General features: G+C 65.2%; 9 protein-coding genes. 4 read left to right on the forward strand and 5 right to left on the reverse strand.

Annotated elements, in window-relative coordinates:
- Positions 1-93: 93 nt before the first annotated feature.
- On the forward strand, positions 94-3,990 hold the full coding sequence (gene hrpA / locus QM588_RS12160) for an ATP-dependent RNA helicase HrpA (RefSeq protein ID WP_283313613.1): 3,897 nt from the start codon (positions 94-96) through the stop codon (positions 3,988-3,990).
- 12 nt (positions 3,991-4,002) lie between these two features.
- On the opposite strand, the gene nrdR is transcribed toward hrpA, so the two are convergent.
- Positions 4,003-4,467, reverse strand: coding sequence for a transcriptional regulator NrdR (gene nrdR / locus QM588_RS12165; protein WP_027496857.1), 465 nt, complete (start codon positions 4,465-4,467; stop codon positions 4,003-4,005).
- Between the two features lie 99 nt (positions 4,468-4,566).
- Positions 4,567-4,956: a hypothetical protein gene (locus tag QM588_RS12170; RefSeq protein WP_032372564.1), complete on the reverse strand. Its 390-nt coding sequence runs from the start codon at positions 4,954-4,956 to the stop codon at positions 4,567-4,569.
- Positions 4,957-5,355: 399 nt separating this feature from the next.
- Between QM588_RS12170 and lexA the strand changes: the two genes are divergently transcribed.
- Positions 5,356-6,033: a transcriptional repressor LexA gene (lexA, locus tag QM588_RS12175; RefSeq protein WP_283314121.1), complete on the forward strand. Its 678-nt coding sequence runs from the start codon at positions 5,356-5,358 to the stop codon at positions 6,031-6,033.
- Positions 6,034-6,112: 79 nt separating this feature from the next.
- Here the strand turns inward: lexA and QM588_RS12180 are convergent, their stop codons facing one another.
- The 3 genes from QM588_RS12180 to ptsP all read right to left on the reverse strand — a co-directional run bounded on the left by QM588_RS12180 (position 6,113) and on the right by ptsP (position 10,431).
- Complete coding sequence (locus QM588_RS12180; protein ID WP_283313617.1) at positions 6,113-7,255, reverse strand: acyl-CoA dehydrogenase family protein; 1,143 nt, start codon at positions 7,253-7,255, stop codon at positions 6,113-6,115.
- Positions 7,256-7,408: 153 nt separating this feature from the next.
- A complete protein-coding gene (locus QM588_RS12185) occupies positions 7,409-8,680 on the reverse strand; it encodes a uracil-xanthine permease family protein (protein WP_283313619.1) in 1,272 nt (423 codons plus the stop codon).
- 20 nt (positions 8,681-8,700) lie between these two features.
- A complete protein-coding gene (gene ptsP / locus QM588_RS12190; protein WP_283313621.1) occupies positions 8,701-10,431 on the reverse strand; it encodes a phosphoenolpyruvate--protein phosphotransferase in 1,731 nt (576 codons plus the stop codon).
- Positions 10,432-10,603: 172 nt separating this feature from the next.
- Here ptsP and QM588_RS12195 point away from each other — a divergent pair, with 172 nt between their 5' ends.
- Positions 10,604-11,371, forward strand: coding sequence for a DeoR/GlpR family DNA-binding transcription regulator (locus QM588_RS12195; RefSeq protein ID WP_283313622.1), 768 nt, complete (start codon positions 10,604-10,606; stop codon positions 11,369-11,371).
- Complete coding sequence (locus tag QM588_RS12200) at positions 11,368-12,378, forward strand: 1-phosphofructokinase family hexose kinase (protein ID WP_283313623.1); 1,011 nt, start codon at positions 11,368-11,370, stop codon at positions 12,376-12,378. The genes QM588_RS12195 and QM588_RS12200 overlap by 4 nt, the downstream gene beginning before the upstream one ends.
- The last annotated feature ends 1 nt before the right edge of the window (position 12,379 follow it).

Consider the following 12,379-nt stretch of genomic DNA (forward strand, 5'->3'; position numbering starts at 1 on the left):
TACACAGTAGTCACGTCGAATTCGGCGAGTGCATCGGTTCGCTGCCGGACGGAGTTCGGTCGGGTACCGAGTAACGGATATCCTGGTACGAGTATGTCTACCTCGAATTCGTCCGGTGATCGACGAGCACTCGCCGCACGTGTTGCACAGCTCACCATCCGCGACGAGAACCGGCTCCGACGACGTCTCGACAAGGCCCGCACCGAGGACGCCGTCGCCGCCCTCGAACGCGACGTAGCTCGCGCAGAAGCCGTCATCTCCACACGCCAGGCGGCAGTGCCCACCCTCGAATATCCGCAGGCGTTGCCCGTCAGCGCGCGCAAGGACGACATCGCCGCAGCGATCGCGGCCCACCAGGTCGTCATCGTCGCCGGTGAAACCGGGTCCGGCAAGACCACCCAGATTCCCAAGATCTGTCTCGAACTCGGTCGCGGAATCCGCGGCTCGATCGGGCACACGCAGCCCCGGAGGCTGGCGGCGCGCACCGTTGCCGAGCGCATCGCCGAGGAGGTGGGTCAACCACTGGGCGAATCGATCGGCTACAAGGTTCGATTCACCGATCAGTCCTCGGATTCGACCCTCGTCAAGTTGATGACCGACGGCATTCTGCTGGCCGAGATCCAACGCGACCGACTGCTCCGCCAGTACGACACCCTCATCATCGACGAGGCGCACGAGCGCAGCCTGAACATCGACTTCATCCTGGGATACCTCGCGCAACTGCTCCCCCGGCGACCCGATCTCAAGATCGTCATCACGTCGGCGACCATCGATCCGGAGCGGTTCGCGCAACACTTCGCACGCGACGGGGTCGCAGCACCGATCATCGAGGTATCCGGTCGTACGTTCCCGGTCGAGATGCGGTATCGACCCCTGACGGTCGACGCGGGAGAAACGACCATCGACCTCGATCCCGTCGATGCCACCTGCCAGGCCGTCGACGAGCTGATGGCCGAGGGCGACGGCGACATCTTGGTGTTCCTGTCCGGTGAACGCGAGATTCGCGATACCGCGGACGCGTTGGCCGATCGCAATCTCCGCAACACCGAGATCGTGCCGCTGTACGCCAGACTCTCCGCCGCCGAACAGCATCGGGTGTTCTCACCGCACTCGGGGCGCCGGGTCGTGCTGTCGACGAACGTCGCGGAAACGTCGCTGACGGTCCCCGGCATCCGCTACGTCGTGGACCCGGGCACCGCGCGCATCTCGCGATACTCGTTGCGCACCAAAGTGCAGCGGCTGCCCATCGAACCGATTTCACAGGCGTCTGCGCGCCAGCGGGCGGGTCGCTGCGGACGCGTCGCCGACGGGATCTGTATCCGGTTGTACTCGGAGGAGGATTTCGAGTCTCGTCCGCAGTTCACCGAGCCCGAAATTCTGCGCACCAATCTGGCCTCGGTCATTCTGCAGATGACCGCGCTCGGATTGGGCAAGATCGACGCGTTTCCCTTCGTCGAGCCGCCGGATCCACGCAGCATCCGCGACGGTATCGGCTTGCTGGAAGAACTCGGAGCACTGAAGCCGGCCACCAAGGACGGCACTGCCGAGCTCACCCCGATCGGCCGCGAACTGTCCGCCCTTCCTGTCGATCCTCGAATGGCACGAATGTTGGTCGAGGCCAACGGCAACGGATCGCTTCGTGACGCGCTGGTGGTGGTGGCGGCGTTGTCGATTCAGGACGTGCGCGAGCGTCCCGCCGAGCACCAACAGGCTGCAGACGAGAAGCACGCCCGTTTCGCCGTCGAGAATTCGGACTTCCTGGCGCACGTGCAGCTGTGGAAGTACCTGCGGCAGCAGCGAGACGAGCTGTCTTCCAACCAGTTTCGACGCATGTGCCGCACCGAGTTCCTGCACTACCTGCGGATCCGCGAATGGCAGGACCTGCACGGACAGCTCCGCCAGATCACTCGCGGCCTCGGATGGACAGTGCCCGACGCAGAGTCGAGCGAGAACGCATTGCATCAGTCCCTGCTGTCCGGCCTGCTCTCGCACGTCGGCCTCAAAGAGGGCGACAAGCGTGAGTTCCTGGGTGCCCGCGGAGCACATTTCGCGATCTTCCCCGGGTCAGGTCTGTTCAAGAAGCCACCGCGCTGGGTCATGGCTGCAGAACTGGTCGAGACCGGACGGCTGTGGGGCCGCATGGCCGCCCGCATAGAACCGGAATGGGCCGAACGGTTGGCACCGCATCTGGTGAAGCGCACGTATTCCGAACCACACTGGTCGATCAAACGGGAATCGGCGCTGGCCTACGAACGGGTGACGTTGTACGGCATCCCGTTGGTGACGCAGCGCCCGGTCAACTATCACCGCATCGATCCCGAGGCGTCTCGCGAGCTCTTCATCAGGCATGCACTGGTCCAGGGCGAATGGAAGACCCAGCACGGGTTCTTTCACAAGAACAGGGCTCTGCTCGACGACGTCGGCGAGCTCGAACATCGCGCTCGGCGGCGGGACATCGTCGTCGACGACGACGCACTGTTCGATTTCTACGACGCCCGCATCGCCCCGGAAGCCGTGTCTGCGCGACACTTCGACACCTGGTGGAAGAAGGCCCGCCGGCAAGATCCGTCCCTGCTCGACTTCACTACGGACACCGTCGTCAACTCGGACGCCGCGTCGGTACTGACAGGTGCATACCCGGACGCGTGGCGACAGGGTGAGATCCAATTTCCGCTGACGTATCAATTCGAGCCCGGCACCGCCGCTGACGGCGTCACCGCGCGGATTCCCATCGCACTGCTCGCTCAGGTACAGCCGGTCGGCTTCGACTGGCTGGTGCCTGGGATGCGCGCCGAGCTCGTCACGGCCTTGATCAAGACTCTACCGAAGGCATTGCGACGCAATGTGGTTCCGGCTCCGGACTTCGCTGCGGCAGCGTTGGCAGTGATGAGACCGCGGGCCGAAACACTCGTGACGGCTCTGGCCCGAGAACTCTCACGGGCCGCACAGTGCCACATCACCGCGAAGGACTTCGACACTGCGGCGCTACCCGATCACCTGCGAATGACGTTCGCCGCGGTCGACCCGTCCGGGACCGTGCTCGGCAGCAACAAGGATCTGACTGCGTTGCGCGCCGGTCTTGCCGGTGAGGTCGGCCGTCAGGTCGCACGTGCGGTCGGTGACGCAGAGCGCGCCCCGACGCTGGCGTGGACCTCGGGCACGTTGGGCCGCTTGGAACCCACGGTCACCCGAGACGTGGGCGGACAGAAGGTCACCGGGTACCCGGCGTTGGTGCCCGAGGGTTCGGGCGTGGCGGTGCGAGTGCTCAGTACCCCCGCCCAGCAACGAGCAGCCATGCGCGCGGGCACCCGGACTCTGCTGCTCGCCACGGCACCGAAGGGAACGAAGGCGCTGTTGGCCGGGCTGCCGACCGCCGAACGTCTTGCGCTCGGCCAGAACCCGTACGGCGGCGTCGATGCGCTGCTCGAGGAATGCCGTGCGCTCGCTGTGGAAGAAGCGATGGACGCGCACGGCGGACCGGTTCGCGATCCGGCCGAGTTCGACAAGCTCCGGGCACTGGTGGACGCAGAGGTTTCGCGGCGTACAGCTGCTGTTCTCGCTCTGGTTCGACCGGTCCTGACGGCCGCGTTGGCTCTGTCGGCCCAGTTGCAGAGCGCATCGGGTGAGCCGGCCGACGATGTCCGAGAACAGCTCGACGGCTTGATCTTTCGCGGTTTCGTCACCGAATTCGGTTCTCGACGGTTGGCCGATCTGCCACGCTATCTCGCTGCGGCGACGAAGCGACTGTCCACGCTGCCGAGCAGCGCGGGCCGCGACGCTGCGGCGATGGACGTTCTCGACCGGGTGTACGGCTCGTACGGGCGGCTGTTGGATTCGCTTCCGGAGAGCAGGAAGAGCAGCCCGGGTGTGCAGGAGCTGTTCTGGATGATCGAGGAGCTGCGGGTGGGGCTGTTCGCGCAGGGAATTCGTACCGCGTATCCGGTATCGGAGAAGCGCATCGAGAAGGCGATCGCCGATCAGTCTCGCTGATCGGCCCGCGGTTCACTCGACGTCGGCGGACTCTCGATGTTTGCGGAGTTCGTGAATTTCCTTCTCGAAGTCCTCGGCCGAACTGAACGAGCGGTAGACCGACGCGAAACGAAGGTAGGCCACTTCGTCGAGATCGCGTAGCGGTCCGAGAATGGCCAGGCCCACTTCGTTGCTGGGAATCTCGGCCGAACCGGCCGCGCGAATATTGTCTTCGACTTGCTGAGCCAGCAGGTTCAGCGCGTCGTTGTCGACGTCTCTGCCCTGGCAGGCGCGACGAACTCCTTTGACGACCTTCTCCCGACTGAACGGCTCGGTCACACCACTGCGTTTCACGACGGCGAGCACGGCAGCCTCCACGGTGGTGAAGCGTCGACCGCACTCGGGGCAGGACCGGCGTCGCCGTATTGCCTGACCCTCGTCCATCTCACGCGAATCCACCACGCGTGAGTCGGGGTGCCTGCAGAACGGGCAATGCATGAGGGAGCCTCCGTCGTAGCCGATACTCCGACGACGAACGTGCGCGTCGGGGCAGTCTTCGAGGATACTCAGCCACGCTGGGCACCATGGTGCCGGTGGTCATCTGCTGGGTGCGTACTCGACGAGCGCTCCGTCGTGAACCATGACCGCGCCGGCGGGCTGAGTGGCCGCGTCGGGTGTGGTCGCGCTCAGATTCGCGATGCCGATCAGACCGCCGGCCACGACGACCACAGCCAACATCCACAGAACGAGAGAGCGTGGGCGCACGGTCTGGCTCGCGAAATGGGCCGAGGTGTCGTCGAAGTCTCGATCCGCCATCTCGCGATCGGTGACGTCGGTCCAGGACTCGTCCACCACAGGCAAGCACGGGCCGTTCTGCGTCCGACGCGCGTGGTTCTGCAGCACGGGCCGCGAGCGCCGACGACGCTCGACGACACCGGATCGCGAACGCAAACCGGCAGTGGTGGGACGATCGGTGGTGATGGTCATCGGAACCTCGTCTTCGCTCGTTGGATCGATTGTTCGATCAGGCGTTCGATGGACGCTTGTTCGAAGTTCTATCACGCGCCTCCGACAAAGTCTGTAGAAAACGCGACACGAGTCGAACAGATGTTTGATTCAACAGCTGATACACGCTAGATTCGTGTCAGAAACCACACGCCACACGAGTCGACAACATCAACTCCAGTCCGCGTGGATCGATACCGCGTAGACCGAATCCAGCCGCATCAGCAGGAGGCCGACAGCATGAAGGACGAGACCTCGACGAGGTCCATCACCGGTTCCAGTACGACGGGTTCCACGAAAGCTGGTTCCACGCGAGCCGGATCCTCGACGGTCGGCAAGGCCGCGGCCGGAAAGCCGGCCGCCGAGCCTACCCCGAAGGCCATGGAGGTGGGCACCGACATCAGCGCGGGGCTCACCGAGCGCCAGCGGAAGGTGTTGGAGGTCATCCGGGCATCGGTCACCGAGCGCGGATACCCACCCAGCATTCGAGAGATCGGCGATGCCGTGGGCCTGACGTCGACGTCGTCCGTCGCCCATCAGTTGCGCACCCTGGAGCGGAAGGGATTTCTGCGGCGCGACGCCAACCGCCCCCGCGCGGTCGACGTTCGCGGACTCGACGAGGTGCAGGCCGATCAAGCTGCCGCCGCGGTCGACGGCTCGTCCGAGGATCAGGACCGGTTGCCGACTCCCACGTTCGTTCCCGTTCTGGGGCGGATCGCCGCGGGTGGTCCGATTCTGGCCGAGGAAGCCGTCGAGGACGTGTTCCCACTCCCCCGCGAGTTGGTCGGTCAGGGATCGTTGTTCTTGCTCAAGGTCGTCGGCGAGTCCATGATCGACGCGGCGATCTGCGACGGCGACTGGGTCGTCGTGCGTCAACAGTCCGTGGCCGACAACGGCGACATCGTCGCGGCGATGATCGAGGGTGAGGCCACGGTCAAGACGTTCAAGCGTTCCAAGGGTGAGGTGTGGCTCATGCCGCACAACCCACTGTTCGAGCCGATCCCGGGCAACAATGCTGCCATTCTCGGCAAGGTCGTCACCGTGATGCGCAAGCTCTGAACTCTGTTCGGACACAACGAAGAAGGGCCGCAGCACAGATGCTGCGGCCCTTCTCGTCGGTCCTGAACGATCGGCAGAATCAGAGATTCAGTCCGCGACCGATGATCTCCTTCATGATCTCCGTGGTGCCGCCGTAGATGGTCTGTACCCGAGAATCCATGTACGCCTTGGCGATCGGGTACTCCTTCATGTAGCCGTACCCACCGTGCAGCTGAAGGCATCGGTCGATGAGCTTGACCTGGTTCTCGGTGGTCCACCACTTGGCCATGGCAGCTTCCTGCACGGTCAACTTGCCGTCGTTGAGCAGTTCGATGAATTTGTCGACCATGATGCGGGTGGCGGTGGTTTCGGTAGCGAGTTCCGCCAACACGAATCGCGTGTTCTGGAACTTTCCGATCGACTTACCGAATGCCTTGCGGTCACGGCAGTACTGAATGGTCATCTCCAGTGCCGATTCCATGGCTGCAGCGGCAACGACGGCAATCGAGAGCCGCTCCTGGGGCAAGTTCTGCATCAGGTAGATGAAGCCCATGCCTTCTTCGCCGAGCAGGTTGGCGGCGGGAACCCGAACGTCGGTGAAGCTGAGCTCAGCGGTGTCCTGGGCCTTCATGCCGATCTTGTCGAGGTTGCGGCCACGCTCGAAACCGGGCATGCCCCGTTCGACGACCAGCAATGAGAAGCCCTGGGCCCCCTTCTCGGGATCGGTGCACGCCACGACGATCACCAGATCGGCGTTGATGCCGTTGGTGATGAACGTCTTCGAGCCGTTGAGCACCCAGTCGTCGCCGTCCCGAACGGCCTTGGTCTTGATGCCCTGCAGGTCGCTGCCGGTGCCCGGCTCGGTCATGGCGATCGCGCTGATCAGCTCACCCGAGCAGAATCCGGGAAGCCAGCGCTGCTTCTGCTCGTCGTTGGCCAACTCGATGAAGTACGGCGCGACGACGTCGTTGTGCAGGGTGAAGCCGATGCCGCTGTAGCCGCCGCGGGTGGTCTCCTCGGTGACGATGGCGTTGTAGCGGAAGTCCTTGACTCCGCCGCCGCCGAATTCCTCGGGAGCAGCAGTTCCGAGGAAGCCCTGCTTCCCGGCCTCGACCCACACGTCGCGGTCGACGAGGTTCTGCTCTTCCCACTTCGCATGATTCGGCGCTACGTGCTGTTCGAGAAACTTCCGGTACGACTCCCGGAACAGCTCGTGCTCGGGCTCGAAAAGTGTGCGTTCCACGCGGGTCTCCTTGTTCGGTGCGCACCGTCGTCGACCGCGAGAAAGGGGTGTCACAGCGCGGTCGTCGGTGCGACTGACGTCACGGTTCAACAGTACGTTCGCGGTGCACCGGGGGTCGATGACCAAAACGTGCGCGATCCGTGACCGCCCCTGCTAGCGTCGTCGAGTCGTTCTCCCTCGGGCCAACGCCGAGACGATCGGGTATCCGACGAGTATGCCCAGCGATCCCCACGCGATACCACCGAGTTCGACCGATCCGACGGAGAGCGTCAGGTCGCCGATTCCGGCGACGAGTGCTGCTGCGACGACGGTGAGGTTCACCGGATCGGTGAAATCCACCTTGGCATCGGTCCAGATTCGAACGCCGAGCAGTCCGATGAGCCCGTAGAGCACGAGTGTCGCTCCACCGATGACACCGTCCGGGACGGTGAAGATCAGCGCACCGAACTTGGGCGAGAACGCCAACACGATCGCGGTGATCGCGGCAACCCAGTACGCGGCGGTCGAGTACACGCGGGTCGCGGCCATCACTCCGATGTTCTCGGCGTATGTGGTGGTTCCCGATCCACCAGCAGCCCCGGCCAGGGTGGTCGCCAACCCATCGGCGATCAGGGCATCACCGGCCACGTCGTCGAGGTTCTTTCCGGTCATCGCTGCGACTGCCTTGACGTGTCCGACGTTCTCGGCGACGAGGACGATCACCACCGGCAGCGCTACCAGAATCACCGACAGCTCGAACGACGGGCCACGGAACTCGGGTAGCCCGACCCAGCTCGCGGCGCTCAGAGCGTCGAGTCGTGGTTGCGCGATACCGCCGGTGACGGCGGCGAATACCCAGCCCACCACGACACCGAGCAGGATCCCGAGTCGGCCCACCAGTCCGGGACCGACTGCCGTCGCGAGGAGAATCGCCACCAGGGTGACGGCCGCGACGAGCGGTTGCGCTTCGAACGAGGTCGTCGCGGCAGGGGCCAGATTGAGCCCGATCAACACGACCACCGCACCGGTGACGACGGGCGGCATCGCTGCGTCGAGCACCCGCGCTCCGGCGAACTTCACGACGAAGCCGATCACGGCCAGCACGACGCCCACACAAAGAACGGCACCGAGCTGCGCGGCCGGACCGTCGGCCGCGGTTGCACCGAGCGGGGCCAGGAAGGCGAACGACGACCCGAGGTAGCTCGGTACCCGCCCGCGCGTGATGATCAGGAACAGTGCGGTACCGATGCCCGAGAACAGCAGCGTCGTCGAGACCGGGAACCCGGTGATGGTCGGAACCAACAGTGTGGCCCCGAACATTGCGACGACGTGCTGCATCCCGATGCCGACAGTTCGTGGCCACGACAAGCGTTCGTCCGGTGCGACCACGGCTCCGGCCTCGACGGTTCGTCCGTTCCCGTGCAGCGTCCAACCCATAGTTCTCATGATGGGAAGAGACTATTGCGTCAGCCCAGGATCGCGCTCACTGCCTCACGGGCAGCAGCGGTGCTGTCGGTCTTCAGTGCAGCGGCAGCAGCGGCCTTGCACTGATCGAGGGTCACGGTCGCCAACTTGGAACCGACGTGGGCGACGGCGGCCGAGGCCGCGGACAACGACGTGATGCCCAGTCCTACCAGCACACAGGCCAGCAGCGGGTCGGCGGCGGCCTCGCCGCAGACACCGACGGGTTTGCCCACCTTCGCGCCGGCCGCCGCCGTGTGCGCCACCAGTGCGAGCACGGCCGGTTGCCACGGATCGGTCAGACCGGCCAGCTGCGCCGACATCCTGTCGGCGGCCATCGTGTACTGAGCCAGGTCGTTGGTACCGATGGACAGAAAGTCGACGTGCTCGAGGATGTGCTCGGCGAGCAGAGCGGCAGCGGGAATCTCGATCATAACGCCCGGGGTCAGTCCGCGTTCGCGCACATCCGCGGCGAAGTCCTGTGCTTCCTGAGCGGTGGCGATCATCGGTGCCATCACCCACGGCGAGGACTCGGTCGCCTTCGCTGCCGCGGCGATGCCGTCGAGCTGGCGGTACAGAATGCCGCGGTCGGCTTCGGCGATGCGAATGCCACGAATGCCCAGGGCCGGGTTGGCCTCGTCGGGATGGGTGGCGAACCTCAGCGGCTTGTCCGAACCGGCGTCGAGGGTGCGGACGACGACCTTCTTGCCTGCGAACGCGTCGAGGACCTGGCCGTAGATCTCGGCCTGCTCGTCCACGGTCGGTTCGGAATCGCGGTCCAGAAAGCACAGTTCGGTGCGGAACAACCCCACCCCGTCGGCTGCGCTCGACCGCGCTGCGCGGGCACCGGCACCGTCCTGAACGTTGGCGAGGATGTCGACCGCATGGCCGTCGGCGGTGGTACCGGGACCGGCCCACTGGGACACTCGGTCGAGTTCGTCACGGGCGGAGACCACCGCAGCGCGGGCCGAGTCGGCGTCGGGTTCGAGGTCGATACGGCCGCTGGTTCCGTCGACGGATGCATTCGTACCTGCGGCGATGTCGTCGAGGCCGGCCACGGCGACGATGCACGGAATGCCGAGCTGGCGGGCAATGATTGCGGTGTGGCTGGTCGGACCTCCGAGCGAGGTCGCCAGTCCGACTATCAGAGTGGGGTCGAGGCCTGCGGTGTCGGCCGGGGCAAGGTCGTCGGCGAACAGGATCGACGGTTCGGCCGGCACAGGAACTCCGGGCTCGGGAACACCCAGGATCTCAGCGATGACGCGGTCGCGGATGTCGCGTAGGTCGGTCACTCGCTCGGCCATCAGGCCACCGAGCTGGGTGAACATGGCGGCGAATTTCTCGGTGGCAGCAGCGGTTGCGGTGACGGCAGAACTGCCCTTGGCGATCGAGGCGCGAGCGGCACCGAGCCATCCGCGGTCGGTTGCCATCGCGGCGTTGGCCGACAGAACCTCCGAAGCGGCTCCCGTCGCCAGCTCCGCGCGTCCGCGCAATCGAGTGGCGACGGCGTTCGCCGCTGCATCGAACACAGCCTTCTCGGACTCCCGATCGGCCTCGGCCACCTCGCCGGTATCGGCGGGGATGGACGGACGGGCACCGGGGCGAATGACGGGACCGTATCCGACACCGGGCACGACGGGCGTCCCGCGCAGTGTCGTCTGCGCTGCTCCGGTTCCGGCAGCATCGACTGTCGTGTCTGCGTGTCCGGTCGAAGCGGTGCTAACCGATCCCGTCATGTGGTCCTCCTCGGATCCTGCGTGAACAAAAGGTCATCGCATCTGTTCTGCGAGCTGTGGCGCACTCAATTGCTTACCTGTGTTGTGACCGAGATTACTCCAAAGCCTTGACATGTCAACACACACGGGCGTAAAACAACATAAAGCAACATCAACCGGGAGGGAGACGCAGGTGTACGCCGAAGAACGACAACACGCGATTGCCGAACTGATCAGTACACACGGCCGCGTCTCCGTCAACGAACTTTCCGCCGCGTACGGCGTCACCACAGAGACCGTGCGGCGCGACCTCGCCACTCTCGACCGAATGGGAGTCGTCCGTCGTGTCCACGGTGGAGCAGTACCCGCCTCGGCGCTGACCACACTCGAGCCGGGCGTTTCGGAGCGGGAATTCACCCGCGCAGACCAGAAGGACGCGATCGCAGCTGCTGCCTTGTCGTTCCTTCCGCCCGTCGGCGGCAGCGCCGTCTTCGATGCGGGCACCACCACCGGCCGCCTGGCGGGGCTGCTACCGCACGATCGCGAACTCACCATGGTCACCAACTCCGTTCCGATCGCCGCTCGAGCTGCCACCATGCCGAGCATCAGCCTCCGATTGCTCGGCGGACGTGTACGCGGAACCACTCAGGCGGCCGTCGGCGACGAAGCTCTGCGGGTCCTCGAATGGCTACGGGTGGACGTCGCGTTCATCGGCACCAATGCCATCAGCGTCGGGCACGGACTGTCCACCCCCGACAGCGACGAGGCCGCGGTCAAGCGCGCGATGGTCGAGGCCGCAAATCATGTTGTCGTGCTCGCAGATTCGTCCAAGATCGGCCGCGAGCACCTGGTGAGTTTCGCCCGAGTGGACACCATCGACGTCATCGTCACCGACAGCGACATCTCGAACGAAGACCGTAAACAACTCAGCAACAAAGGAATCGAGGTGGTGATCGCATGATGGTCACACTCACGGCCAATCCGAGCATGGACCGCACGGTCGCGCTCGAAACACCCCTGACCCGCGGCGGCGTGCACCGGGCGTCGTCCTCGGCCGTCGACCCGGGCGGCAAGGGCGTCAACGTCGCTCGTGTCATCAGCGGATCGGGCGTCGAGGCGCTGGCCGTACTCCCGGCCAACGTCGGCGATCCACTACTCGACGCGATGTCCGCCAAAGGCGTTCGATACTCGGCAGTGCCGACGTCCGGACCGGCGCGCACCAACATCACCGTCAGCGAGATCGGCGGCACGACGACCAAGATCAACGAGCCGGGTGCCACGGTGTCGGAGCAGACGCGCGCCGAACTGCGAGACCGGGTTCTCACGCTCGCTGTCGATGCCGAGTGGGTGGTGCTGTCGGGTTCGCTTCCTCCCGGCCTGCCCGTCGATTGGTACGCAGAACTGGTCGTCGCACTACGCGCCACCACGACCAAAGTTGCGGTGGACACCTCCGACGAGCCGCTGCTCGCTCTCGCGGATCGATTTCCGGAATCGGCGCCCGACCTGATCAAGCCCAATTCGGAGGAACTCGCCCAACTCACCGGGTACGATTCCGAGGAACTGGAAAGCGCGGCGGCACAGGGTGATCCGTCGGCCGCCGTCGCCGCAGCAACCATTCTCCTCGGTCGAGGAGTGGGCGCCGTACTCGCGACCCTCGGCAGCGCCGGAGCAGTACTGGTCACCCAGGGCGGTGCCTGGTACGCCAGCCCACCTCCGATCACCGCCGTCAGCACTGTCGGCGCAGGAGACTCCTCACTGGCCGGCTACATTCTCGCCGACGTCGAAAACTGTTCCGCCGCAGACAAACTTCGCCGCGCCGTCGCCTACGGAACGGCAGCCACCGCACTTCCAGGCACCACGCTTCCCCTGCCCGAGCAGACCCATCCGACTTCGGTAACGGTTCGCGCGCTCGACATCTCCACGTCCGTCACCCCGTCCACGCTCTCCCCTTCCTCGAACCGTCTCTAGG

Source organism: Rhodococcus sp. IEGM 1354 (assembly GCF_030056855.1).
Taxonomy (GTDB): Bacteria; Actinomycetota; Actinomycetes; order Mycobacteriales; family Mycobacteriaceae; genus Rhodococcoides.

What these genes read in the sequence shown, in the direction of transcription:
- nrdR (WP_027496857.1), bottom strand. Translation starts at nt 4,467, where the DNA reads ATGCATTGCCCGTTCTGCAGGCACCCCGACTCACGCGTGGTGGATTCG.
- ptsP (WP_283313621.1), bottom strand. Translation starts at nt 10,431, where the DNA reads ATGACGGGATCGGTTAGCACCGCTTCGACCGGACACGCAGACACGACA.
- QM588_RS12185 (WP_283313619.1), bottom strand. Translation starts at nt 8,680, where the DNA reads ATGAGAACTATGGGTTGGACGCTGCACGGGAACGGACGAACCGTCGAG.
- QM588_RS12200 (WP_283313623.1), top strand. Translation starts at nt 11,368, where the DNA reads ATGATGGTCACACTCACGGCCAATCCGAGCATGGACCGCACGGTCGCG.
- QM588_RS12170 (WP_032372564.1), bottom strand. Translation starts at nt 4,956, where the DNA reads ATGACCATCACCACCGATCGTCCCACCACTGCCGGTTTGCGTTCGCGA.
- lexA (WP_283314121.1), top strand. Translation starts at nt 5,356, where the DNA reads ATGGAGGTGGGCACCGACATCAGCGCGGGGCTCACCGAGCGCCAGCGG.
- hrpA (WP_283313613.1), top strand. Translation starts at nt 94, where the DNA reads ATGTCTACCTCGAATTCGTCCGGTGATCGACGAGCACTCGCCGCACGT.